The 25335-nt window shown below is 59.7% G+C and carries 24 protein-coding genes; 3 read left to right on the top strand and 21 right to left on the bottom strand.

Annotation, left to right across the window (positions count from 1 at the left end):
- Positions 1-110: 110 nt before the first annotated feature.
- From FHX08_RS19520 to FHX08_RS19560, 9 genes are all read right to left on the bottom strand, one after another.
- Positions 111-1283: an alpha-D-ribose 1-methylphosphonate 5-triphosphate diphosphatase gene (locus tag FHX08_RS19520; RefSeq protein ID WP_132655454.1), complete on the bottom strand. Its 1173-nt coding sequence runs from the start codon at positions 1281-1283 to the stop codon at positions 111-113.
- Positions 1270-2010: a phosphonate C-P lyase system protein PhnL gene (locus tag FHX08_RS19525; RefSeq protein ID WP_132655456.1), complete on the bottom strand. Its 741-nt coding sequence runs from the start codon at positions 2008-2010 to the stop codon at positions 1270-1272. Before FHX08_RS19525 ends, FHX08_RS19520 begins: the two co-directional genes overlap by 14 nt.
- Positions 2011-2031: 21 nt before the next feature.
- Positions 2032-2865 (bottom strand): ATP-binding cassette domain-containing protein, encoded by an 834-nt coding sequence (locus tag FHX08_RS19530; protein ID WP_132655231.1) that lies wholly within the window; start codon positions 2863-2865, stop codon positions 2032-2034.
- Positions 2862-3776, bottom strand: a complete 915-nt coding sequence (locus tag FHX08_RS19535) for an alpha-D-ribose 1-methylphosphonate 5-phosphate C-P-lyase PhnJ (protein ID WP_132655233.1) — start codon at positions 3774-3776, stop codon at positions 2862-2864. Before FHX08_RS19535 ends, FHX08_RS19530 begins: the two co-directional genes overlap by 4 nt.
- On the bottom strand, positions 3773-4867 hold the full coding sequence (locus FHX08_RS19540) for a carbon-phosphorus lyase complex subunit PhnI (protein ID WP_132655235.1): 1095 nt from the start codon (positions 4865-4867) through the stop codon (positions 3773-3775). The genes FHX08_RS19535 and FHX08_RS19540 overlap by 4 nt, the downstream gene beginning before the upstream one ends.
- A complete protein-coding gene (gene phnH, locus FHX08_RS19545) occupies positions 4867-5412 on the bottom strand; it encodes a phosphonate C-P lyase system protein PhnH (RefSeq protein ID WP_132655237.1) in 546 nt (181 codons plus the stop codon). Before phnH ends, FHX08_RS19540 begins: the two co-directional genes overlap by 1 nt.
- The gene (locus FHX08_RS19550; RefSeq protein ID WP_132655239.1) at positions 5412-5870 is read right to left on the bottom strand and encodes a phosphonate C-P lyase system protein PhnG; all 459 of its coding nucleotides are present in this window, start codon (positions 5868-5870) and stop codon (positions 5412-5414) included. Before FHX08_RS19550 ends, phnH begins: the two co-directional genes overlap by 1 nt.
- Entirely contained in the window at positions 5863-6651 is a 789-nt protein-coding gene (gene phnF / locus FHX08_RS19555) for a phosphonate metabolism transcriptional regulator PhnF (RefSeq protein ID WP_132655241.1), read from the bottom strand. Before phnF ends, FHX08_RS19550 begins: the two co-directional genes overlap by 8 nt.
- A 297-nt stretch (positions 6652-6948) precedes the next feature.
- The gene (locus tag FHX08_RS19560; RefSeq protein ID WP_245508312.1) at positions 6949-8094 is read right to left on the bottom strand and encodes a Xaa-Pro peptidase family protein; all 1146 of its coding nucleotides are present in this window, start codon (positions 8092-8094) and stop codon (positions 6949-6951) included.
- Between the two features lie 96 nt (positions 8095-8190).
- Here FHX08_RS19560 and FHX08_RS19565 point away from each other — a divergent pair, with 96 nt between their 5' ends.
- Positions 8191-9489 carry an alpha/beta fold hydrolase gene (locus FHX08_RS19565; protein ID WP_132655245.1) on the top strand — a complete coding sequence of 433 codons (1299 nt, stop codon included), beginning with the start codon at positions 8191-8193 and terminating at the stop codon, positions 9487-9489.
- A gap of 31 nt (positions 9490-9520) precedes the next feature.
- Here the strand turns inward: FHX08_RS19565 and FHX08_RS19570 are convergent, their stop codons facing one another.
- The 5 genes from FHX08_RS19570 to FHX08_RS19590 all read right to left on the bottom strand — a co-directional run bounded on the left by FHX08_RS19570 (position 9521) and on the right by FHX08_RS19590 (position 15699).
- On the bottom strand, positions 9521-10618 hold the full coding sequence (locus FHX08_RS19570; protein WP_132655247.1) for an ABC transporter ATP-binding protein: 1098 nt from the start codon (positions 10616-10618) through the stop codon (positions 9521-9523).
- Positions 10619-10628: 10 nt separating this feature from the next.
- Positions 10629-12560 (bottom strand): glycoside hydrolase family 127 protein, encoded by a 1932-nt coding sequence (locus tag FHX08_RS19575; RefSeq protein ID WP_132655249.1) that lies wholly within the window; start codon positions 12558-12560, stop codon positions 10629-10631.
- Between the two features lie 30 nt (positions 12561-12590).
- Positions 12591-13454: a carbohydrate ABC transporter permease gene (locus FHX08_RS19580; protein WP_132655251.1), complete on the bottom strand. Its 864-nt coding sequence runs from the start codon at positions 13452-13454 to the stop codon at positions 12591-12593.
- Positions 13454-14374 carry a carbohydrate ABC transporter permease gene (locus FHX08_RS19585; RefSeq protein ID WP_132655253.1) on the bottom strand — a complete coding sequence of 307 codons (921 nt, stop codon included), beginning with the start codon at positions 14372-14374 and terminating at the stop codon, positions 13454-13456. The genes FHX08_RS19580 and FHX08_RS19585 overlap by 1 nt, the downstream gene beginning before the upstream one ends.
- A gap of 80 nt (positions 14375-14454) precedes the next feature.
- Entirely contained in the window at positions 14455-15699 is a 1245-nt protein-coding gene (locus tag FHX08_RS19590; protein WP_132655255.1) for a sugar ABC transporter substrate-binding protein, read from the bottom strand.
- 179 nt (positions 15700-15878) lie between these two features.
- Between FHX08_RS19590 and FHX08_RS19595 the strand changes: the two genes are divergently transcribed.
- Positions 15879-16892, top strand: a complete 1014-nt coding sequence (locus FHX08_RS19595) for a LacI family DNA-binding transcriptional regulator (protein ID WP_132655257.1) — start codon at positions 15879-15881, stop codon at positions 16890-16892.
- A gap of 24 nt (positions 16893-16916) precedes the next feature.
- On the opposite strand, the gene FHX08_RS19600 is transcribed toward FHX08_RS19595, so the two are convergent.
- Complete coding sequence (locus FHX08_RS19600; protein WP_132655259.1) at positions 16917-18107, bottom strand: MFS transporter; 1191 nt, start codon at positions 18105-18107, stop codon at positions 16917-16919.
- Positions 18108-18365: 258 nt separating this feature from the next.
- Here FHX08_RS19600 and FHX08_RS19605 point away from each other — a divergent pair, with 258 nt between their 5' ends.
- Positions 18366-18779 (top strand): cupin domain-containing protein, encoded by a 414-nt coding sequence (locus FHX08_RS19605; RefSeq protein ID WP_132655261.1) that lies wholly within the window; start codon positions 18366-18368, stop codon positions 18777-18779.
- A gap of 97 nt (positions 18780-18876) precedes the next feature.
- Here FHX08_RS19605 and FHX08_RS19610 read toward each other — a convergent pair whose 3' ends face one another.
- The 6 genes from FHX08_RS19610 to FHX08_RS19635 all read right to left on the bottom strand — a co-directional run bounded on the left by FHX08_RS19610 (position 18877) and on the right by FHX08_RS19635 (position 25310).
- Complete coding sequence (locus tag FHX08_RS19610) at positions 18877-19947, bottom strand: ABC transporter ATP-binding protein (RefSeq protein ID WP_132655263.1); 1071 nt, start codon at positions 19945-19947, stop codon at positions 18877-18879.
- A 69-nt stretch (positions 19948-20016) separates the two neighbouring features.
- On the bottom strand, positions 20017-21318 hold the full coding sequence (locus tag FHX08_RS19615; protein WP_132655265.1) for a D-tagatose-bisphosphate aldolase, class II, non-catalytic subunit: 1302 nt from the start codon (positions 21316-21318) through the stop codon (positions 20017-20019).
- A complete protein-coding gene (locus FHX08_RS19620; RefSeq protein WP_132655267.1) occupies positions 21315-22271 on the bottom strand; it encodes an SIS domain-containing protein in 957 nt (318 codons plus the stop codon). Before FHX08_RS19620 ends, FHX08_RS19615 begins: the two co-directional genes overlap by 4 nt.
- An 11-nt stretch (positions 22272-22282) precedes the next feature.
- Positions 22283-23140: a carbohydrate ABC transporter permease gene (locus FHX08_RS19625; RefSeq protein ID WP_132655269.1), complete on the bottom strand. Its 858-nt coding sequence runs from the start codon at positions 23138-23140 to the stop codon at positions 22283-22285.
- Entirely contained in the window at positions 23140-24057 is a 918-nt protein-coding gene (locus FHX08_RS19630; RefSeq protein WP_132655271.1) for a carbohydrate ABC transporter permease, read from the bottom strand. The genes FHX08_RS19625 and FHX08_RS19630 overlap by 1 nt, the downstream gene beginning before the upstream one ends.
- Complete coding sequence (locus FHX08_RS19635; RefSeq protein ID WP_132655273.1) at positions 24054-25310, bottom strand: sugar ABC transporter substrate-binding protein; 1257 nt, start codon at positions 25308-25310, stop codon at positions 24054-24056. Before FHX08_RS19635 ends, FHX08_RS19630 begins: the two co-directional genes overlap by 4 nt.
- Positions 25311-25335: the final 25 nt, after the last annotated feature.

Consider the following 25335-nt stretch of genomic DNA (forward strand, 5'->3'; position numbering starts at 1 on the left):
TTTCTCAATATTTGCCGATAGTTACGCTATTTCTATCAAGTAATACATCCGGAATTTCCGGATGTATTTTGTCGCAGGAGAGCGCGTGACGCCTTGCTGCATCAGGCCACTTACGCAGCCCGTTGAAATCGCCGGACAATTCCGTCTGAGTAAACCTGCTTGCCCCGGCAGAAGGTGGCTCGTACCCGCGGAAGGCGGCCATGCTCGGCGATGACGAGATCGGCACGAAGCCCGACTTCGATTGCGCCCCGGTCCATAAGCCCGAGCGCTCGGGCGGGGTTGGCGCTGACCAGCGCGACAGAAGCCGCCAACCCGCCCGATCCAGCTTCGGCGAGCGCGATCGCCGCCGGAAGCATGGCGGAGGGATGATAATCACTTGCCAGGATATCGAGAACGCCGCGTTCATAGGCCTCGCGTGCAGAAAGGTTGCCTGAATAGGACAGACCGCGAAGCGCGTTCGGTGCGCCCATGGCCGTTGCAAGTCCGAGCTTGCGGGCCTCTTGTGCTGCGGCCATCGTCACCGGAAATTCGCTGATGCGTGCACCCAGCCCTTCGACGATCACGACTTTCTCGATGCTATCATCGTCGTGGGAGGCAATGATGACGCCGTGGTCTCGGGCCGTTGCTGCAATGCCTTCAAGATTGTCGACCGCGTCATTGTTCTGGGCGCGGTTTTCCATGCGTTCGCGCACGCGATGGGCAGCCTGTTCGATCGTGATCTTGTTGTTGCGCGCGATCGTCTCGATATGCCGCTCGACATCGCGGTACTGGCCCTGACCCGGCGTATGGTCCATCAGCGAGACGAGATCGAGCGCACCGGCCCGCAGCAGATCCTCGATCACGACTCGGGCATGAGTGAAAGTGATTTCGAAGCGCGCATGAACCCTGTGGTCGATCAGAAGATCGTTCTTCCGGAGCTCGACGAGTGTCTGGATGATCGAGCGCGAATGTTCTTCCGAGCGAATGTGTCCGTAGCCGCTATTGGCATGGAAGGACAAAGCCGCGTATGCGGTGGTGATGCCGTTGCCGGCGAGCTTCTTATCGAGTTCGAAGATGCCGAGTTCCAGTGGGAAGCGCACATTCGGCCGAGGCTCAATCTCGCGTTCGATCATATCGCCGTGCATGTCGATGAAGCCAGGAAGCAGCAGCCTGCCACCGCCGTTGATATCGGCTGAGGCCACCGGATCTTCCCTGACGTCGGCGATGAAACCATCTTCGATCCGGACTGCGCCGCGCGGTATGGTTCTATCGCGCAGTACGATTTCGAAATCACTCAGCCACATCATATGCTCCATCTTGGATCTGTCGGGTGTGAAGACTGATTTCGCGGTCAATGAGATCCGCGACGTCGTCGGGGTGGTGAAAAACGCCAATCATCGCAACGCCAGCAGCTTTCAGCTCAGCGAGGCGGGCAACGAGGGCGCGGCGGGCATTCTTGTCGAGCGAGGCGGTCGGCTCGTCGAGAAACAGAAGCCGTTGCGGCAGGATGAGCGCACGCGCCAGATTGACCTTTTGCTGTTCGCCGCCAGAGAAGGTGGAGGGGTAGGCGGCCCAGAGGTCGGGCTTGACGCCGAAGGCGGACAGCCATCGGCGGGCCTCGTCGATCGCTTCGCCGTAAGGCCGACCGGCAAGCCGCAGCGGCTCAGCGACCAGCTCTTCGGCAGCCACACGCGGACGCGCCTGCAGGAACTGCGTCACGAAGCCGATCTCCCGCTTGCGCAGAAAGGCTATATCGACATCGGCTGCAACCGTCAGGTCGATGACCCCTTCGCGGGTGTGATAATAGGCGTGGCCCGCCCGCGGTATGTAGGAGCGATAAAGCGTGCGCAGCAATGTCGATTTGCCTGCGCCGTTTTCGCCTGTCAGCAGGATGAATTCGCCCTCATGCAGTTCGAAATCAACCTTGTCGAAGGCATGGAGCGTGCGCTTGAGATGATGCATCTCGAAATGCTTCGCCAATCCCTGAACTGAAAGGATCGTCTGCGCTGCGGTGGCAGGATGTGTATGCATGTTCACCGGGTCAGTCTCCTGTCAAAGCTTCGCATGCACGAGCTGCTGCGTATATTCATGCTGCGGATCCTGGAAGATCTGATCAGCAAGGCCTTCCTCCACGGCTTCGCCGTTGCGCATCACCATCACACGATCCGCCATGGTGCGGATAACACCGAGATCATGCGAAACGATGACGATGGTGATACGGCGCTCGCGCTGCAGACGCTTCAGCGTGTCGAGGACCAGCGCCTGAACACTAACATCGAGGCCTGTTGTCGGCTCGTCGAGCAGCAGGAGCGCAGGTTCGAGCGCGATTGCCTTCGCAAGCTGCACGCGCTGCTGCATGCCGCCGGAGAGTTCCGCGGGGCGGGCATCCATGCGCGCGGCCGGAAATTCCGAGGCATCGAGCGCGTCTTTCGCGCGTGCACGAAGAATGGCGAAATTCCGCTCGCCGGCAATCAGCAGCCGTTCGGCAACATTGCCGCTGCTCGTGTGGTTCATCCTGAGGCCAAGATGCGGGTTTTGGTAGACGATGCCGATATGGCGCGCCCGCAGCATTCGCCGCTCGAAACGGTCGAGCGTGAAGAGATTGAGGTCCTCACGGCCGGGAAGCGCTAGCCGGTATTCACCGTTATCTGGCCTGTCTTCGAGGTTCATCATCCTGAGCAGGGTCGACTTGCCGGAACCGGATTCGCCGACAATGCCGAGCACTTCGCCCGGATAGGCGGTAACATCGACGCCTCGCAGCGCCTGGACATCGCCGAAGCTCTTGCGGATACCGTTCATCGCCAGGATGGGAGAGGACAGCATCAGCCGAGGTGGTTGGCGCATCGAGGCAGAGGGATCGGAGGCGGAGAAATTTACGGCGGTCATTGCTCGATCCTCCCCTGCTTGTAATAGGTTTCGCCGATAGCAACGGTCTCACCATCCCGCTTGCGGATATGCTTGACGCCATACTGGCTGTCGGAGACTTCGAAACTCGATGAGCCGTCGTCCTGCGGCAGCTCGTTCATGAAATAGCCTGTTACGCCGCTACGATGACAAATCTTGTCAGCATGATCCTCGACCCGGTAGGGCACGTCGTCGAAGACGAGCGGCTCGACGCGCGTATAGGGCGGGACGGCATGGATGCGTTTTTCGCGGCCGGCCGAAAGGATGGTGAGGTTTGCCGCCTGGTTCATCTTCGGCACGTCCCAGCGCGGGATCGGTGACGGGGTCATGACATGTCGGCCGTTGACCATGCTGGGATAGCTGGAACCTTGCATGATGCGGCCCGAGCGCACGAGCTGCTCGTAAAGCGTCAGCCAGAGCTGACCATAATCGGCGTCGCCATGCATGATGCGCGCTTCCGACATGTCCGGCTGGACGGGCCGCAACGGTTCGGGATTGGGAACCTGCAACACGAGGATTTGGTCCTCACGCAGCTTCTCCTCCGGAATGCGGTGGCGCGACTGGATGATATCCGCCTCCAGCGTGTCCAGCGTCTCCTTGGCCGAGCTGACGCGGCGCAGGAATTTGCGGATGCTGCTGGCATTCACGGAATCGTCGGCGCCCTGGTCGATGACCTTGACGATCGAGGTGGGTTTCAGGAGCGTCAGCGTCACCTGCAGGCCGCCCGTTCCCCAGCCACGAGCGATCGGCACTTCGCGGCTTGCATAGGGGACCTGATAACCGGGAATGGCAATGGCTTTCAGGATGCGGCGGCGCATCTCGCGCTTGGCGGATTCATCCAGGAAGCCGTAGGTGAAGGCCGCCCAGGGTTTTGTCAGTTGATCGAGTTTCACGGCATTGCCTTTTCGAGTTCGGCCTGCTTGACCGCGCCGTCCTGCGGCGCGCTGGTTTCATTCGCTTTGTCGGCCTTCACGCGCCTGATCGCATCGAGGCTCGACTGGAAGGTCACGTAATGCGGCAGCTTGAAGTGAATGCAGAAGCCCGAGCTTTCGACGGGTTCCGTATGGTAGAGGATAAACTCCTCGTTCGACGCCGGATGCGGGTTTGGCTGGTTGGAGGCAAGATCGAGCGAGGCGGCGGCGATCACTTTGACCTCATTCCAGCCGAAGGTGGCAGAAAAGCCGAGTTCCAGCCCTTTGCTCTTGGAGATGACCTCGCTCTGGCTGACGCGCACGCGTCCGGCACTGAAGAGCGTACCGCGGGGATGGCGGATACGGACCTTGGCCTCGCCGAGCCTGAGCTCGTTGACGGTCGGATGTACACTGCCATAACCGCGCATGGTCGAGTAGCCGAGCGCCAGCGTGCCACCGGTATCGGCGCGTGCCAGGCTCTGCAGCTTGTGGGCGCGGCTCGCCGGAAAGAGTAGCGGCTCACGCGTTACGTCGGGGATCTCGTCAAGCGGTATGTCCTTGGTCGGCGTTTCGGCGATCAAGCCCTGCGCCTTCTGCCAGTCAGTCAGCGAGGGCTGCGTGGCGGGTGCCGGCTTGTCCGCAGATTCCACAGGTTCGGGAATAAAAGTCGCTCCATTCAAGACGTCGACATTCAGCAGCCGGTGCGAGTAGTCGAGCGTTGGTCCCAGGATCTGGCCGCCCGGAATATCCTTGAAGGCGGCCGAAATACGCCGCACCGTGAAGAGATCCTGCTGGCAAACCGGCTCGGCGATCGTCAGGCGCGGCTGGGTCGTGCGATAGGCACGCAGCAGCAATACCGCCTCATAGAGATCGCCGCCGGACTGGGCGAGCGCAAGTGCGGCAAGTTCAGGCGCATACAGAGAAGCCTCGCCCATGACGCGGTCGACGAGATAGGGAAGGCTCTCGCCGATCGCGTCGACGCGGGTCTTGTCGATCTGCCCAAGCTCTTCGCGATAGAGACGCTCGGACTGTTCAATGGCGTGTTCGCCGCCACGTGTTGCAACATAGGCCATCAGAGCACCTCTATCTTCGTGGAGCGGGGAATGCCGATAAGGCTTGCGCCGTCGGCAAGATAAATGTCCCAGCCGAGGGGATAACGGATGGCTTCGGCGCGCAGTGCCCAGAAATCCGAATGGACGCCGCCAATCATGATATCGATGGAACCATTGACGCCAGGGCCGGTGAGGCGAAGCATCGTCCCCGAGCCGATCTGCGCTTCAGCGAAAATCGTCGCCGAGGCATCGGGATAGAGGAGGTTGCCACCCAGCATCACCGACAGGGTAGAAATCTCTGCAGGACCACCGAGCGATGCGAAAACATATTCGGCCTCCGGCAGGGCAACGGCATTCGCGCCGGTCCTGGCAATCTCGGCCTTCAGTCTTTCATCGAAGCAGAAGAAGCTGCACTCGCGGTCGAGCAGGCTTTCGGCCAGCGCGAGCAGACCCGGAAAGGGTAGAGGCTGGGCGCGGCCGGGGCGGGCAAGCGCCCACATCAGCGCATCGAATGTCGCGTTGGTGCGCATGTCTTCAATGGTCGGAAGGAGCAAGGTCTGGTTCATCAGAAGGTCTCCATCCGCACGCGCGTCGCCTCGACCTTGCGCAGCCTGATATCGTCATCCTGTGTCTGACGGCTCTGTTCGCTTGTCAGGAAATTCACGATGCCAGCCTTGCCGATATCACTCGCGAAGCTCGCATCGATGACCGCCATGGCCATCGCATGTTCGAGATCGCGTCCGACGACAGCGCCATAACCCTCTGTGCCATGAGCCGGCAGGCGGATATGGGCTTCGGCCATCAGCACCTCGCCGAGGTGGAAAGCGGTGTTCTGGACGGTGTCGATATAGGGCAACATCGCAAGGCCGGTGCGGTTCAAGAGAACCTCCACCGGCCCGAGTTCATCGAGCAAATCCTCTGCAACTGCCTTGATTCCTTCGGCATCGGCCCTGGCAAGTATGTCGAGCATGCTTGCATGGCTGAAGCTGGCAGGGGGCGCGCCGGCTTCCATGGTGTCATTCATCGTCCTGTCCTTTCGCCGTGGTCGCGACGCGATCCTCCGGCCCGTTGTCAATGCTGAATTGCACGCGCTCTCCGGCCCAGACCGTCTCAGAATAGGCGATTGGCCGGCCTTCCATGTCGACGTCGGTCTTTTGGACGACCAGCACCGGCTGCTGCGGCGACTGGGCGAGAAGCTGCGCTTCATCGCCGATCGCGCGACGGGTGAGGATCATCGTGGTCTGCCGGACATAATCGGGGATGCCGAAGGCAGCGTAGATGCTGGTGACGGATTCCCCTGCGCGGCGGCGCAGATGCATGTTAGGGAAGCGCTCGACCGGATGGTAGGAGTGGCTGAGGCTGATCGGCACATCGTCGGCAAAGCCACGCCGGGCGATCATATAGACCTTTGCACCTTCGGGAAGCTTCAGCGCCGCGGCGACGCCGGGTGGCGCAGCGATCTCAGACTCCGAGACCGGCTGGCCGGAGGGCACGCGCCCCTGTTCCAGGAGATTTTTGCGGAAACGTGTTCGCCGGGCGATATTGTAGGTGAGGACTGAATGCTCTTCCACAAAGGTGCCGCGACCCTGCTCAACCCGCACCTTGCCGGCAGAGGCCAACTCGGCGATCGCCCGTCGAACGCTATGACGGCCGACCTTGAACTGCTCCATGATCTCGGCTTCGGTTGGCAGCCGACTTCCGGGTGGAAGGGCACCCGAAGCAATATCCCTATTGATCTGTTTCTCGACGATCTGCCATTGGCCCGACCGCGATCTCGCGTCGATCGAATGTTGTTCCTCAATCATTCGGATGAATCCTAAATTCATTCGGATGACTTTAACATAGCTGTTATCAGTGACGCTTTTGTGTAAGCGGCGCAATTTTTATGACACCAATCGCTATGTCGGGATGACAGGGCGCGGAAGAAAATGGGATCGAAACAGCGGCCCTGCGATAACGAGCGGTTCCCGCCGCAGAATCGTTTCATCCATGATCGACCTATGGTGGTCGAGGCAGATATTGGCTGCACTTGATGCCTGACACCGTCCGCTCCTAGGGATCGGCGGCGTCAGCTGAGTTCGTCGAGCTTATGCGTGAAAGACTCAGACCGCGTAGGGATTGGCCGCCGGTGTCGTGAACCAATGCGCGCCGTCTTCGCCCATATGAATATGGTCTTCGAGGCGGACGCCGAATGCACCGGGGAAGACGATCATAGGCTCGTTCGAGAAGCACATGCCCGGTGCCAGCGGCGTCTGGTTGCCTCGGACGATGTAAGGCGCTTCATGGATGTCGAGGCCGAGACCGTGGCCGGCGCGATGCGGCAGGCCGGGCAGGCGGTAGTCCGGACCGAGGCCGTGGTGGGCAAACTTGTCGCGGGCGGCCGCATCAAGGCTTTCGCAGGGCGCGCCGAGTTTTGCTGCGTCGAATACGGCCTGCTGCCCCTCGCGCTCGATCGCCCAGGCGCGTTCGAACGCATTATTATCTCCTTCCAGCATGTAGGTACGGGTCAGATCGGAATGATAGCCATCGAGGCGGCAGCCTGTATCGACGAGAATGACATCGCCCGCCTGCAGGATCTGTTCGCCGTCTGCGCCGTGCGGCAGCGCGGTCGCTCCCCCGAAGGAGACGATGCAGAAGCTCGAGCCACCATCCGCGCCTGCCGCGCGATGCTGCTGGTCGATGAAGCGCACCACGTCGGACGCGGCTGTACCGGGCGTGAGTGTGTCGCGGACCTTGCGGTGGATATCCAGCGTAAGGCCCATCGCATATCGGATGAGGGCGATTTCCGCTGACGATTTGATGGCACGCAGGGCCCGGATGACAGGCCCGCCATCCACGAGACGTGTTGCGCCCATCTGTGCCGTGAAGGCATGATAGAAGGCAAGCGGCAACGCATCGTCGAGAGCGAGTTTGCCTGTCGACCCGACGAGCCGCGAGACGAGTGCTGCCGGGTTTTCCTCCTCTTCCCAGACGGCGATATCACCCGGCAGATGCGGCAGCGTTTCGACGCGGCTGCGCTCGAAACCGGGAACGATATAAATCAGCTTGTCATCAGTCACGACCGCGCCAAGCAGCCGTTCGCTCAGGTGCCAGACGAGGCCGGTGAAATAGCGTAAGCTTTCGGTTGGGCCGAGCAGAGTGGCGGCGATGCCGCTCACCTGCATGCGTTCGCGCAGGCGCGACAGGCGCGCATGCCGTTCTTCGTCAGTAATGGCTGCGACGGGATGGGACCAGGCTGCAAGAGACACGCTATCTATCCGTAAATTTTGCCGAAATTGAATGCTTGATTCCAGCATAGGGCAATTGTAGGCACTGTGTCGACAAACAATCTACAGGATTTGATTATGCTCGTCAGCGAATACACGATCCCCGGCGTTCATATCCGCGACCATCTCGTCGACGTGCCGCTCGACTGGAAAAGGCCTGATGCCACAGCGATCAAAGTCTTCGCACGCGAGGTCTGTGACCCCGCCCGAAAACAGGAAAAGCTGCCTTTCCTGCTGTTTTTGCAGGGCGGTCCTGGCGGCAAGTCGCCACGTCCGGTGGGTGGTGGACCGTCCTGGTTGGGTGAAGCACTTAAAAATTACCGTGTCGTGCTGCTCGATCAGCGCGGCACCGGCCGGAGCACCCGCATCGAGAGCGCCACCGTGGCAGCATTTGCGGACGGGAAGGCCGGTGCTAAGTATCTCAGCCATTTTCGCGCCGACAGCATCATCGCCGATTGCGAGCATATCCGGAAGACCGTGTTCGGCGGGGTGCGCTGGGAGACCCTTGGTCAGAGCTATGGCGGCTTCCTGACGCTGACCTATCTGTCCGAGGCGCCGGAGGGACTGGCCGCCTGTTATGTCACCGGCGGATTGGCCGGGCTTTCGGCAACGGCCGATGATGTCTATCGCCGCACCTATCCGCGTGTTGCGGCCAAGAACCGGGAATATTATCAGCGCTATCCGGCTGATCGCAACCGGATCACGCGTATCGCCGAGCGTATTGCCGCCGATGATGTACGGCTTCCGGATGGTGATCGCCTGACAGTGCGCCGGTTACAGACCATCGGCATCGATTTCGGCATGGCACCAGGATACGAGAATGTGCACTGGCTGGTCGATGAGGCATTTTCCGATCCGGAGGAAACCCGTTTTTCCGATGCATTCCTGGCTTCGATCACATCGCTGACGTCCTATGACGGGAACCCGATGTTTGTCGTCCTGCAGGAGAGCATTTATGGGCAGGGCAACGGCGCGACCGGTTGGGCGGCGGAACGCATCCGGTCAGAGTTCGCCGAATTTAGTGAGGCAAGCCGGCCGCTCTATCTCACCGGCGAGATGATGTATCCGTGGATGTTTGAGGAAATTCGTTCATTGCGGCCGTTCCGCGCTGCCGTTGAAGCGCTGGCACGTTACGATGGGTTCGAGCCGCTTTACGATCCTGCCCGGCTGGTGTCGAACGAGATCCCGGTCGCCGCGGCGGTCTATTTCGACGACATGTATGTCGATGCCGAACTGTCGCTCGCGACTGCTCGTGACGTCGGAAATGTCCGAACCTGGGTGACGAATGAATTCGAGCATGATGGTGTGCGCCAGTCGCCGGCCGTCTTCACACGTCTGAGACAAATGGTGCGCGATCACGGCGATCCCCTCGGTTAATGAGGGAACCCCTTTTGGCCACCCGCGGACGTCAGGCCGAAAGCGACCTGCCACCGACGGGATCGAAAAGATGCATGCGGTTCATATTGAAGGAGAGCGGCATTTTCGTGCGCGGGCGCGGATTGCTCTCAGGATCGACATTGGCGCAGATGCTGACCGGGCCGATGTCGAAATAGATCATCGTCTCCGGTCCGAGCGGCTCCACCAGCTCGATATTAGCCTCTAAGGTTTCAAAACCTGGTTTCGGCGTCGTGCTTGAAATCGATTCCGGTCTGATGCCGAAGACGACGGGTTTGCCCGCATGCGCCCGATATTCTGAGACCCGTGCCTGCGGAACGGCAAGGCGGCTGCCGTTCTGGAGGACGACGATCAGTCCGTCTCTGTCTGCCTCAAGCGTTGCATTCAGGAAATTCATCGACGGCGAGCCGATGAAGCCGGCCACGAACTGGCTGACCGGGTGATGATAGAGTTCCTGCGGCGGCCCGGCCTGCTCGATGATGCCGCCATTCATCACGACAACGCGGTCGGCCATGGTCATGGCCTCGACCTGGTCGTGGGTGACGTAGACGGTTGTGGTCGGCAGCAATTGGTGCAGACGCTTGATCTCGGTGCGCATCTGCACGCGCAGCTTGGCGTCGAGATTGGACAGCGGCTCGTCGAACAGGAAGACCTTGGGGTTGCGCACGATGGCACGGCCCATGGCGACGCGCTGACGCTGTCCGCCCGACAACTGGCCGGGACGTCGCGACAGGAGTTCTGTAATATGCAGCGTCTCGGCCGCACGGCTGATGCGCGCGTCTATCTCCGCTTTCGGCAGTTTCTGCTGTTCAAGGCAGAAGGAGATATTTTCCCTGACACTCATATGCGGGTAGAGCGCATAGTTCTGGAACACCATTGCAATGTCGCGTTTTCCTGGGCCAAGCCGGTTGACGACCTGATCGCCGATGACGATATCGCCGCCGGTGATGTGTTCCAGTCCGGCGATCATGCGCAGGGTCGTCGACTTGCCGCAGCCGGACGGGCCGACGAAGACGACGAATTCGTTGTCTTCGATGTTGAGATTGATGCCGCGCACAGCTTCGTAGATCCCGTAGGATTTGATCACATTGCGCAGTTCAAGTCGTGCCATTGTGATCTCCTTACTTTTCGTGCAGCCAGACGGCCATTGCGCCCGGCTCTCGGTTTGCCCAGAGATGGTAGGGAATTGCCCGAAAACGCGTCGGCTTCAGCGCCGGCGGTTGAGTGCGGTAGAGCGTCTCCTGCCAGTCGGATGCATCGGCTTCGAGCGCATCACCTTCGAGGATCGTGGCACCGCCGAGAAGCGTTGCATCGAAGCGTGCGACAATGTCCCCCTGTGAGGGCAATCTGAGACGTTGTGGCTCCGTACCGAGATCGGCTTCCTCGACGCAGAAAATCACCGGACCTCTGCGCAGCGCAAAACGGCCATTGTCCTCTGTCGCAGCGGGATGAGCGTAGAGACGATCGACCGGCATATCGAAGGCGAGGCGAACCTCGTCGCCATCCCTCCATTCGCGTTCGAGCGCCGCATAGCCCTTGGTAATATCGAGCTTGGCCGCCTCGCCGTTGACGAAAGCGTGAGCATCGCGGCACCAGCCGGGAATGCGCAGTCGCAGGGTGAAGCGCTTTGGCTGCATTAGACCAAGCGATATCCTGACATCACCGTTCCACGGATATTCCGTGTTCTGCGTCAGGCGCAGGAAGCTATTGCCAAATGAAAGCTCCGCGGTGTTTTCGCCGTAGAGATGAATTGCGACCCCATCAGCCTTGGTCGAGTAGAAATATTGACCCAGCGAGGTGATGAAGCGGGCGATATTGGTTGGGCAGCAGGGGCAGTAGTGCCATTTCCAGCGACGGTTCTGGCCGTGGCTTTCGAGCACGTTCTCATAGAAATAGTGCTCGCCGTCTCGCGAGATGCCCGACAGAGCGCCGTTGTAGAGAACTGTCTCGAGCTTGTCGGTGAACTTGCTGTCGAGTTCGATCTGTGCCATGCGATGGCTGAAGAAGCCGAGCGCCACAGCCGCACAGGTCTCGGCATAGGCGGTTTCGTTGGGCAGATCATATTCGCGGGTAAAGCCCTCGTTCGACGCCGACGGGCCAAGGCCGCCGGTGACATAGAGCTGGCGTCCCACCAGATTGTCAAACAGCCGGTCGCAAGCACTTTTCAGGCTTTCGTCGTCGTTTTCGAAGGCGAGATCGGCCATGGCCGAGAACAAATACATGGCTCGCACTGCGTGACCCACGACTTGCGTCTGCTCGCGTACCGGCATGTGCGCCTGGCTGTAGGCATAGGTGTGGAACACATAATTGGCCGGATCGTCACCGCGCTTGCGCGCCTCTTCGTCATAATAGGAGGGCATCTGACCGCGCTCGTCGACGAAATACGTGGCGAGCTTGAGGTGGCGTGGATCTTTGGTGACGCGATAGAGTTTGACCAGCGCCAGCTCGATTTCCTCATGCGCATCATAGCCGCGCAACTTGCCCGGCTCGCGGCCGAAAGTGTCGATGATATGATCGACGGCGCGGATCATTACGTCCAGGAAGCGGCGTTTGCCGGTTGCTTCGTAATAGGCGACGGCGCCTTCCAGCAGATGGCCCATCGAATACATTTCATGCAGGTCGCGCAAGTTGGTCCAGCGCTTCTCCGGCTCGCGGCGGATGAACCAGCTGTTCAGGTAACCGTCGGCCATCTGGCCGTGTTCAAGCTTTTCGACTATCGCGTCGATCTTGGCTTCGATATCGGGGTTCGGGTTGTTCTTCAGTGTGTAGCTTGCCGCCTCGATCCATTTGCCGAAATCGGAATCGAAGAAATGCTGCATCGACAGCCCGCTCGGCTGGATCGGCCGGACCAGCGGGCCGGCGGGCTTGTCGAAGTCGAGCACTTCGAGAAAGCCCTCCTCATCGAGCCGCATATGCTGGGTGGGGATCGTCACATCACGGACGGTTTCTGTCCAACTTTTCCAGAAGCCACCATTGAAGGCGACGCGTGTATGGTCGGCTGGAACGTAGCGGTCGATCGAGGTTCGTGACTGGGATTTCTGGGCGATAGGCATGAAAACTCCTTGAGCGGACGGGGCCGCGTCTCATTTCACGGCGCCGGCCGTCAGGCCGCGCACATAATAGCGTTGCAGAAGAAGGAAGAGGATGATGCAGGGGATCATGGTGACCGCGATACCGGCCTGCAATGCGCCCCAGTCGATAATGCCGTAGAGACCGGAGGATACGTTTACCAGCATGATCGGCAGAGTGAACTTGTTCTGATCCGACAGGAAGATGAGGGCGGCCAGAAACTCGTTCCACGAATTCAGGAAGGCGAACATCGCCACCGTCGCGACGCCGGGCAGTGCAATCGGCAGCATGATGCGGCGCAGGATCGTCGCCTGCGAGGCGCCGTCGATGCGAGCCGCTTCGATCAGCGCCTTCGGCACGGCATCAAAGGCATTGCGCATCATGAAGACGGAGAAGGGCAGCTGGAAGGTGACATAGATCAGCACCAAGCCGACAAGGCTGTTCTGCAGCCCGAGGAGCTTCAGGATCAGGAACAGTGGTGTGAGGATCGACTGGAATGGGATCATCATCGTCGCCATGATCAGCACGAAGAGGATCGATTGGCCGGGAAATCTGAACTTTGAGAAGCCGTAGCCCGCAGGTACCGAAACGACGACCGTCAGCACGACCGTGCCGATCGCGATCACCACCGAGTTGGCGGCGTAGACATACCAACCGGCGCCGACATTCTCGAGCCGCCGGTAATTCTCCAGCGAGAAAGTCTTGGAGAACAATGCTGCCGGATTAGCGAGCGCTTCTGCGGCTGGTTTGAAGGAGTTCGCCAGCGACCAGACGATCGGCATGATGAAGAAGATCGCAAACACGATCGATGCGAGCAGGAAGAGCAGATAGCCCGTTTGGCCGCCGCGCGGGTTGGTGCTTGTTGTCGGCTGGGTCATCAACCTTCCTCCGGGCGCTCGCGCAGCAGCACGAATTGGATGGCACTGATGGCGACCAGCACGACCAACAGCGCAAAGGAAAGTGCTGAACCATAACCGAGCCGATAGGACGAGAAGGACGCGAGATAGATGGAGAACACCGCGGAGATCGTGCTGTTTTCCGGCCCGCCCTGGGTGATGATGAAGAACTGATCGAAGGCGAGCATGGAGGAGGTGACGTTGAGCACCAGCGCCAGCACCAGCGAATTGCGCATCAGTGGCAGGGTAATGCGGCGGAAGCGGCTGAGGACGCTTGCGCCATCGATCTTGGCGGCCTCGATCACATCGTTGGAAATGCCCTGCAGACCAGTCAGCAGAATGACCATGGTGAAACCTGCCGTCTTCCAGACAACCATCAGGATGATCACGGCCAGCGCCGGCCAGAAGCTTTCGAGCGGACGCGGTGCCGAACTGATCAGGCCAATGCCGCGCAGAACCTGTGTGAAGACGCCGCTATCGGGATTAAGCAGCCACATCCAGAGCGTGGAGGCGGCACCAAAGCCGATGACGACAGGCATGAAGAAGATGGTGCGGAAGAAGCCGGCCGAGCGCAACGGGCGATCGACGAGTAATGCCAATGGAAAGGCCACCACGAAAATAGCCGCCGTCACCAGCACGGTATAGAGCATTGTGAAGCCCAGCGAATGCCAGAGCTGCATATCGCCAAGCAGTTCGCTGTAATTGGCTAAACCAATGAATTTCTTCCGGCCGAGCAGCGGCCAGTTGTAGAAGCTCATCCATATAGTCATGGCGAGTGGGACGAGAAACAGCACCAGGATGAAGAGGAAGCCGGGCAGGATGAAGGCCAGCCCCAGCCAACCCTTCGGCTCCGGCTCCCCGGAAACCGGCTGTCTGAGATGAGTTGTCGGCGTGTCGACCACTATTTTTCCTCGAAATTTCAGAACCGCGCGTCGGCAATCCGCAAGCGGCGGGGCGGAAGACCGCCCCGCTTCGGGCACAGTTAAGGATTGGTGCGGTCGAGGATTTTGGTGAAGTCGTCCTGCGCCTTCTTGATCGAACCATCGACGTCTTCGCCGAAGATCGTGCCCTGAATCAGGTTGAGGAACGGCCCGGTGCGGCTGACGAACAATTCATCCGACGAGAACGTATAGGGCGTACGCGCTTTAGCGAGAATGTCATAGGCGACAAGGTTGCGTGGGTCGAACTTGGCATAGGCCTCCTTGGCGAGATCCGTGCGCGACGGCATGCCGGATTCCTGGGTGATGTAGACCTGCTGCTCGGGCTCCATGTAGAATTTCACGAAGTCGAGCGCGACCTTCTTCTTCCCTTCGCTGATACCCTTGATGAGCGCCACGGTGTCGCCACCGGCAAAGCTCGATGCGCCGCCCTTCGGGCCAGGGATCGGAGCAACCGCGAACTTCACGTCCGGGTACTTGCTGGTCAGCAGGTTGACGATATAGGAGCCGGTCATGAGAATGCCGACCTTGCCGGAGGCGAAGGCTTCGACGGCGTTGTTGCCATTGCCTGAACGCGAGGTCGGATGGATGGCGCCTTCCTTCCACATGTCGCGATAGGCGGCAATCGTGTCGCGCATCGCCGGAGTGTCGACGGTAGCAGTGCGGCCGTCATCGCTCAGCACGTCGGCGTTGGCAGCCCACAGATGCGGCAGGAAATCATAGATCAACCAGCTGCCGGAATTGGCGACGAAGTAGAAACCGTAGGTTTCCTTGTCGAGCGCATGGATCTTCTTGGCGTCGGCGGCGATCTCTTCGAGAGAGGCCGGTGCCTTGTCCGGATCGAGGCCGGCCTTCTTGAAGAGGTCGGTATTGTAGGCGATGATCGAGGCATCGGGCAGCGCCGGTACACCATAGACCTTGCCGTCATAGGTGGCGAGGCGGATATGCGACGGGCTCAGCGCCGCGGAATAGGGCAGGCTCTTGACGAAATCGCTGATGTCCTCAAGGCTGTCATTGGCCGCGAAGGTCGGCAGGTAGATCAAATCGAGAACCGCGCCATCGGGCGCTGCACCACCCGCAATCGCCGCACCAAGCTTCGGGACCATCTGCTCGGCGGTGATTTGGGTCACGTTAACCTTGTCGGAATGCGAAGCATTGTATTTCTCGGCCAGGCCCTGGAGCACGGCGCCAGAAGACGTCCGCACCCATAGCGTGATTTCTTCGGCACTGGCGAGAGAAGAGCTCGCCAGCAGCGCAATAGCGGCAATGGTGGTTTTCAAATGTAACATGCGGTTCCCCTTCTCTTATGCGAGGCTCCTCTGCCTCAAGACAAAGACGACGTTAGATGAGAAAATTTTTCATGTCGACAGGCTGTATGCATTAAAAGGTCATGTTTTTGTTAAAACCTTTTAGCAACTAAATTATTTCTGCTAAAAGGTTTTAACAAGCCAGTTGAGTGGGTGCGAATTTGAAGGACTCTGGTAGCGGCCGGCATACGATCCGTGACGTGGCGAAGGCTGCGGGCGTGAGCATTTCAACGGCCTCAAATGCGCTGAACGGCACCGGGAGAACCAATGCCGAGACGCGCGAAAAGGTAAGACGGATCGCTGAGGAGATTGGATTCCGCCCAAACGCGCTCGCGCGTGGGTTGTTAACGAAGCGTAGCCATGCGATCGGCATGCTGACCAACGATACTTATGGACGCTTGACCTTGCCGATGGCGAGCGGCGTATCGGAAGTGCTGGTCGATCACGGCGTCTCGCTTTTCCTTTGTGCGACCAACAACGACCCACGATTGGCGAAACTACATCTCGAAGCGCTGCTCGACCGGCAAGTCGATGGCATCATCTTTACGGCGACGCGTATCGATCTGGAGCCGCCCCCCGAATTGACCAGGCTGCGCATACCGGTAGTCTATGTTTTCGCGCAGGGACCGTCGCACAGCGTCAGCTTCCACCCCGATGATGCCCAGGGCGCGCGGCTGGCAGTCGGACATCTCCAGCACCTTGGCCGGTCTCGTATCCTGCATATTACCGGCGAACAGAATTATCGTGCCGCCTGTATTCGCGCCGAAGCCTATCAGGAACTCGTCGGGCCGACGGCCGAGGTCATGTTCGGCGACTGGTCGGAAGAATGGGGACACGCCGCGATCGAAACCGTCTTCTCCCGCTCCGGCCCGAAGCCGGAGGCGATCTTTTGCGGCAGCGACGAGATCGCCCGCGGCGTCATCGATGCGTTGCGCGACAGAAACATCTCAATCCCCGACGATATCGCAGTCGTCGGTTTCGATAATTGGGAAGTCGTCTCACGTCAGACGCGTCCACCTCTGACGACGGTCGATATGGAGCTCAAGGAGCTCGGCCACCGGGCGGGACTTGCTATCCTCGGCCTGTCGAAAGGCGAGACGGTCCAGCCGGGTGTTGAGAGATTACCCTGTACGCTCGTCGTTCGCCGTTCTGCTGGCCAACCCGGCCAATCCTAAGATCAGCCAATCATGGGCGATCACCTATACGCGCGCCGCCTGACTGGTTTCACTCTCGATCCCTGCCTTGTAGTCGGTTCCACGTGGCTTTAGCGCTTTCGTGAGGCACAAAGCCGCAATGATAATGGGTAGGCAGACGAGATATGCGACCCTGATGCCGGCGTGTTCAGCGACAAAGCCGAGGAGCGGCGGCGCCAGGAAGAAAACGACGAAGGACATCTGCCCGAGGGCCGCGACATTCAAATGCGCCGCCCGATCGGTCCGCTGTGCCGCCGCGGAAACGGCGAGCGGATAGACCGCGCTGCAGCCAGCGCCCATCAGCGCAAAGCCGAACAGGGCCACATAGGGGTGCGGCGCGAGCCAGACGGCGCTAAGGCCAGCCACCGAGAGAACCAGCAGAAAAGTCGCGACCACGCGCGCGCCGAACCGATCGACAAACGGGTCGACGAACAAACGGGCCAGGGCCATGAAGAAGGTAAAGAGCGTCAATCCGAGGCCACCGATAAAGGGCTCGGCTGCGAAGGCGTCGCGCATATAGATGGCCGACCAGTCGATACCGGCGCCTTCCACGAGAAAGGCGGCGATGCCGATTATGCAGAGCGGCATCAGCCCCCATGTCGGCAGCGCAATACTCGGACCCTCCACATGCTCACCCCCGGCACGCGCTGGCGCATTCTTGATGCCCGAAATAACCACGGTGCCGACGATCAGGACGAAGGTGAATGTCAGGGCAAGGTGCAGATGCATGGGCACGCCCGCTTGACGAACGGCCGAGCCAACGAGCGCAGTCAGGAAGAAACCAAGGCTCCAGAAGCCGTGCGCCCTGTTCATCACACCACGGCCAAGCTGCGCCTCGATACGGTCGATCTCGACATTGAGATTGATCTCCAGTGCGCCTGCGAGGAGGCCTTCGCAGAGAAGAATGAAGAAAACCAGCCAGGCGGCGTTGGCCCAGGGGATTGTTGCGAGTAGAGCGGATGTTCCGAGCACCGTCAGGAACGCCGTCCTGCGTGCGCCGAACTGCGCAATCAGCGGGGACGCGAAGGTAAGGGAAATCAGCGCACCGATCGCCGCGCCGATCAGCGTGAGTCCGAGTTCGGACTTGTCGACGCCGAGAGCGTCCTGAAGGTCAGGCAATCGCGAGAGCAGCGCTCCCATTGAAATAGCGAAGAGAAAGAAGCAGACATAGATCCGGTGTTGCGGCTGGACATGCATTCGATCGCTCCGGGATGTGATCGGTTTGGAAGTTCGACCTCAGTCGAAACGACGGCGAAAGACAATTTCGGGTGGCATTCTCGGGATATATCTTGTTGACGATTACCGCAACAACAACCTTAACTGGTTTGTGACGGAATTGCGGGCTGTCTGTTGATGACGGTGAGCGCGGACATCAAACCATCGTATATCTGACCTTCCGCCCAGGGCGGACTTAGCCTGCCCGGATCGTAGCGAGCCTGATAGGAGAAGGATACGATGTTCAAGTCCATGACTACTGCCGCGCTGGCACTAACCCTCGTTGCAGCGCCGGCCTTTGCTGCCCAGTCTGCACACAATGCAAAGATCACGGTCGTCTTCGATCACGAATTGCCCAACGTGCCTGGAAAAAGCATGCGCGGCGTTCTCGTAGAATATGGCCCGGGGGGTTATAATCCGGCACATACTCATGCGAAAAGCGCCTTCATCTATGCGACGGTCATCGAAGGCGAGATCAAAAGCAAGGTGAACGACGGCAAAGAAAAGGTCTTCAAGACCGGTGAGAACTGGGTTGAAGTTCCCGGCGACCACCATCTGGTGAGTGCAAATGCCAGCAAGACGAAACCGGCAAAAATTCTGGCCGTATTTGTCGTCGACACCAAGGAAACGGAACTGACAACGCCAGATCCCTGATCTCGCAGCTGATCGATGAGCGAGAAGGTGGGATTTCATTCATGACCTTCTCGTACTTCATTTCGTGCGGGCGACGAAGAGACCAAGTGGCGTATCGCTACCCGACCGATAGCCGCTTTTCGGTCTTGGCATCGAAAAGATGCAGCTTCGTCAGATCCGGCAACATGCCGACGGTGTCGCCAGCCTGAAGGGAAAGCCGGTCCCGCACTGTGGTGACGAGCGGATCCGATCCGAATCTGGCGTTGATCTGGGTCTCGGCCCCGGTTGGCTCGATGACCACGACCTCGGCGCTCACACCATGTGGGCTTATCATCAGATGCTCCGGGCGAATGCCGTAGACGACTTCCGTGCCGCGCGCTGCCGCAGCGGTCTCCGGCAGCGGCAGGCGAGCTCCGCCATCGGCGATAAATTCAAGGGGTCCAGACATGCTGATCCTGCCTCTGATAATATTCATGCCCGGCGAACCGATAAAGCCGGCGACGAAGAGATTGGCCGGTCGATCGTAGAGATCGAGGGGTGAACCGATCTGCTCGACATAACCGTCACGCATCACGACGATGCGGTCTGCCATGGTCATGGCTTCGATCTGATCATGCGTCACGTAGATCGTCGTGGTCTTCAGCCGCTGGTGCAGCTGCTTGATTTCCGAGCGCATCTGCACGCGAAGCTTGGCATCGAGATTGGAAAGAGGTTCGTCGAAAAGAAAGACCTGCGGCTGGCGGACAATCGCCCGGCCCATGGCAACGCGCTGACGTTGACCGCCGGAGAGGTTTCTCGGGTAACGGTCGAGCAGATGTTCGAGGCCGAGAATCTGCGCCGCATCACGCACGCGCGCCTTGATCTGTTCCTTCGGCGCTTTCGCCAGCCGCAGCGAGAACCCCATATTCGCTTCGACAGTCATATGCGGATAAAGTGCATAGGACTGGAAGACCATGGCAATGTCGCGCTCTTTTGGAGCGACATTGTTGACCACCTTGCTGCCGATCGAGACATTGCCGCCGGAGATTTCCTCCAGGCCGGCGATCATGCGCAGCAAGGTTGACTTGCCGCAGCCGGAGGGACCGACGAGAATGACGAATTCCCCATCACCGATGTCGATATCTACCCCGTGCAATACCTCAAAGTGACCATAGCTCTTGCGGACATTCGCTACGTTTACGGACGCCATAACTGTCTCCGGCTGAAATCTGGTTTCGAATCTGCGGCCGTTCATCAAGAGCGGCATACGACGCGCCTCTTATCGAGGCGCCGTCGCGGTGGCGTAGGGGGCGAGCGCCGCATCAATGGCGGCAAGGCAGAGATCGCGCGCCTTCGGTGCGATACGCTTCTCGACTACTTCAGGATAGAGGCGGGCGAGATACTGGCTGATCAACGTTTCCGGAATGGCATCGGGCAATCTGATTAGCAACTTGTCGACTGCCTCGGTCGCGCGTTCATCGGGCCAGTAATACCGGATGCGGTCGCTATAACTGAAATGCCGCTGCAGTCGTTGTTCATCCGGCGTGCCGCCATAGTGACCTGCCCAATGACCAGGTTCGGCGAGCATGATTTTTTCCATGGTCGCCGCGAGTCCGCTACCTTGCGCAGCATCGTCGATGACATCGGCGATCGCATCAAGACCGTAGAGCGCTTCGCGCAAGGCGAAGGTCAGACCAGGCCCAACTTTCAGGATCGCAAAGCCGCCGTCGACCAGAGCCGAAAGCAAGCTCGCCGGCTGGTAGTCGGTGGAATGGGCTTCGAAGAGCAGCCCGTTCATCTCGTCGAGCGCTGAAATGAGCGTCTGCGCGCGCTCGGGTTTGTAGAGTGCGAAATTGGCATTGCCGAATTCCACACCGGGCTGAACGACAACAGCGATCACACGCTCCAGCGCCGAACCGACGCCGGCCTCGGCAAACGCCTGGCGGTGCACGTCAAGCGTCCGCAAAGCGGCTTCCTTCCGCGTGACTTCGAGTTCATCCAGCGCGTGGGTCGCGCCGCCGGGTGGCGGCACCTCGGTACCGATGACATAAACCGGCGGATGACGACCCGTGCGAAGCGCAGCCTCTTCCGCTGCTTGCGCGAGGCGCGCCGCCCTTGCTGCTGTCAGTTCATCGGCGAGTGCGACAGGCTCGCCGGCGCAGCCCATCGATGTGTCGAGGTGCAGCTTTTCGAAGCCGGCCTCGACATAGGCCGTGACCATGACTTCGGCGCGCGTCATGGCTTCGTCTGCGCCGAACTTTCGCCACGGATTTGGGCCGAGATGATCTCCGCCGAGAATGATGCGCTCGGCGGGAAAGCCAACGCTTGCCGCGATCTGCTCGATGAAAGTCCGAAAGTCCGCCGGCGTCATGCCGGTATAGCCGCCTTCCTGATTGACCTGATTGCAGGTCGCCTCGATCAGCACGGCCTCTTTCTGCCGGACGGCACGCCGAAGCGTCGCCTCTATGACCAGCGGATGGGCCGAACAGACCGACGTAATGCCACGTGGCAGCGGCAGGTCTCTTGCACCAAAAAGCTTCGCCAGGGCAATCTGCCGGTTCTTATCGATCGAAGCACTCATACCAGTGTCACAACCTTGGTGAGGTGACGCGGCGAAACGGTATCGATCTGCCTCGCCTGCGCAGCACGTTCCCCGAGGATCTGCAAGGCCGGCAGGACAACGAGGCCGGCAGATGACTGATCGACATCGACGGCAAGCTCTAGGTCGCCGGGACCGCCGATTCCAATGACGACGGCACCCTTTTCGCGCAACTCGCCAACGAGCTTGGCTTCGGCAGCTTTCTGATCCGCGCTGTAAAGCATAATGGCGGCCGTCTTTTCATCGACGAGACTAATCGGCCCGTGGCGGTATTCGAGCGGATGAAAGGCCTGTGTCATCAACTGACTCATCTCCATCAGCTTCAAGGCACCTTCCAGTGCAATGCCGAAAAGTGGGCCGCCGCCCAGGAAAACGAAGTGCGAACGGTCCTTGATGATATCGGGCAGGGCGGCGTCAAGCGCATTCGCGAGCTGGCGCGCGGATGCGACGACCGAAGCTGGTACGGTCGTGCCGATCATCTGCAGGCTGAGCAAGACCATGAGGCTTGCAGACACCGTCATGACGATACCTTCGTCCGGATGGGTCGGGGAGCAGATCAGCTGGTCGCAGTTCCTGGCAAGGGCACTTTCCGGCTCGACGGTGACGGCTGTGACATAGGCGCCGGCGGCGCGGCTCGCTTTTGCGGCGGCAACCGTTTCCGTCGTTTCGCCGCTGCGTGAGAGCGCGACCACATGAGTCTTCTGCCATTCCGGCCAGAAATAAGAAGGCCGGTTGAGCCATTCCGCGCCGGGGACCGCGATTGCTTTGCGCTTCAGGTTATTGGCGTAGGCCGCCAGAGACAGGGCAAGGTTGAAGGAAGTGCCGCAGCCGACGAAGACGAGAAGATCTTCCGCCTTGCCGCTTGCTGCATTCGAGCCGATGGCTTTCTCCCAGTACGGGAACTGCTCGAAGATTACCTTTTCGGTCGTGTTCATAATGTCTCCAATTATTTGACCGAACCAGCCAGCAAACCGCTGACGAGGTACCGGTTAAGGAAGATGACGACGAGGGCAGGGATGACGATGGCGATCGATCCGCTTGCCGTAATCAGCCCGTAGTCGATGAAGTTCTTGGTGACGAATTCCGGGATGAGAACCGTCAGGGGCTTTGTCGCCTGCGGCGAGAAGATGAGAGGAACGAGGTACTGCCCCCATGCTCCCAGGAAAGTGAGGATTGCGGCTGCCGTCAGGCCGGGGCCAGCAAGTGGCAACACGATGTTGAAGAAGATGTAGAGACGGCCCGCGCCATCGAGCTGCGCTGCCTCTTCGAGCGCGATCGGAAGCTGTTCGAAGACACTGCGCAGCAGCCAGAGTGAGAGCGGCAGATAGGCCGAGACATAGATCAGCGAGACGCCGGTATAGGTATCGACGAGGTGCATCCTGATCATGATCTGATAAAGCGGGATCAGCACCGCATAGGCGGGAATGGCAAGCGTTGCGACAACAGCGCCAAACAGAAGGTGACGTCCGGGAAAGCGCATGCGGGTGAAGGCATAAGCGCCGAGTGCCGAGATTGCCACGCAGAGCAGTGTGGCGGCCGTAGAGGTGATCAAGCTGTTCAGGAGTGCTGCGCGGAACTGCTTCCAGACTTCCACTCCGCCGATCCGCGCGATGTTGATGCCGAGAAGGCGTGAATAATGGTCCAGTGTGAAATGTTGCGGGAAGAAGTGGATCGGCCGCGTGGAAAAGTCCTCGGTCGGCGTCACCGAGCTTGCGATCGTCCAGTAGATCGGGCCGAGCGACCAGATCAGCAGCACGGCAAGGCCGATCCATATCATCAGTCGATAGAGAATGGTTGGTTTCATCAGTCGAACCGTGTGTTGCGATAGACGCGCAGGACGTAGACGAGCGAGACCAGCAGCGAGACCAGCGTGATGACGACCGAAAGCGCCATGCCATAGGAGAAACGAAGGTTCTGGAATGTCTCGAGATAAATTTGCACGAGGATAGGCCGCGTTTCGAGGCTCGAACCGGCAAGCACCCAGGCCTCGTCGAAGAGATTGAAGGCGTTGACGGTCGCATTCGTCATGGCGACGGCGATGGCGCTGCGCACGAGCGGAAGCGTGACCAGGCTGAACATCTGTACGCGCGTTGCTCCGTCAATCCGCGCGGCTTCATAGAGATGCGCCGGAATGCTTTGCATGGCGGCGAGCACGATGACGATTGTTAGTGGCATCATGCGCCAGACATGGACGACGGTCACGGCAATGATTGCGCTTGTCCTGTCGTTGAACCAGACATGATTTTCAAAGGGCAGGCCAAGTGCCACAAGTATGCCGTTCAACAAGCCGGCGCCGGGCTGATAGATCCACAGCCAGATGACGGAGTTGACAACTCCGGGAAGCGCCCAGGGCAGGATGACGGCTGCCAGCACCCATTGACGCCCGACCCTCACCTGATTGATGAGCGCTGCGGCGAGCACGCCGAAAATGGTTTCGGCGGCAACTGCGAGGACGACATAGATCAGCGTATTCGTCCAAGTCGACGCCAGCTGGGCGTCTGACAACATGCGGATGTAATTTTCCAATCCGACGAAAGGCGTTCCCGCCTGCATCGGGTTGACCCGATGCATCGAGTCCCAGACCGTTCGCCCCATCGGATAGAAGACCAGTGCTGCCATGGTCACGAGGATCGGCAGCACCAGCAGCAATCCAAGCATGGTGTCGGCGTTGAGGCCGACACTCCGCTTGGCCGCGACACCTTCAGCGGTGACGACTGTCATTGCGCCATCGCCTGCTTCGCGGCGTCTGCAATGCTCTGCATGGCCTGATCAACGGTCATCTGGTCCTTTGCCGCGCTGTTGATCGCCGTGTTTACCGCGCTGGAAAACTGCGGATACCATGGCGGCGTACCCTGCTGGAACAGCGGTTCGACAGTCTTCGACTGTGCAACAAGTGCGTCGCCGCTCGTCAGCTTGCCTTCAGAATTGAGTTCGGAGAGAGCCGAAGTACGGGTCGGCAGAGCGCCGTTTGCCGCATTCTTCTTCTGAAACTCCTTGCTGGTGAACCATTTGACGAAGGCGATCGCCGCTTCCTTGTTCTGCGAAACGTTCGGAATAGCGAGCGCTTCCGGAAGACCGAAGCTGCGCGTCTGACCACTGGCGGTCGGCACCAGGATCGCTTCGACCTGGCCGGCGACCTTGGATTGCTTTGGATCGTTCATCTGACCTAGCCGGCCAGGCTCACCCGATATCATGATGCTGGTCAGCCCCTGTGCGAACATGCTCTCATTGATCTGGCTGTCCTTGAGACCCGTCGAAGCGGGGTCAACCAGGCCGTCCTTCAGCAGCGCCAGTTCGAAGGCGAGCGCCTTGTAGCCGGCGGAATCGGGCGTCAGGAAAAGCGGCTTGAAGTCCTTGTCGAAGAGTTCGCCGCCGAAAGCCTTGGTTAGCAGATACCAGCTTGTGGAAGCGCCTTCCGTTGCCGAGAGCGGCAGGCCAATCGGATAGGTGGAGATGCCCTTCTCCTTGATCTTCTTCGCCGCGGCGACCAATTCGTCGAGCGTCTTCGGCGTCTCGGTAATGCCGGCATCCGTAAAGTGCTTCTTATTGATGAGCATGACGCGGAAGTCGTTGGTATAGGGCACGCCGAGCAACTGACCATCGACGGTGAAGATTTTGGCGACGCCGATGTCGGCGACCGTGTCCTTGTCGATCACGTCGTTCAGCGGCATGTACCAGCCGGCAGCACTGAACTGCCCGGTCCAGGACCAGTCGAATTCCGTGACATCGGCCGGCGCCGTGCCGGCGACCAGCGCTGTGACCAGTTTCGGGCGGATATCGTCCCAGGACAGTGTCTGGAGATCGACATGAATGCCGGTCTCGGCTTCAAAATCGGCCGCAACGGTGGCTCCCTGCGGCGATGGCATCAGCACCGTGATCGATTGGCCGGCGAGGGGCTTAGCGTCGTCTGCCATGGCAGGCAGGGCGATCGCAAGGGCAGCTGAGGCAAGCAAAGGCAATATGAATTTACGCATGTTCCCATCCTCTTTTTCTTTGACA

The organism is Rhizobium sp. BK529 (genome assembly GCF_014194105.1).
Classification (GTDB): Bacteria; Pseudomonadota; Alphaproteobacteria; order Rhizobiales; family Rhizobiaceae; genus Rhizobium.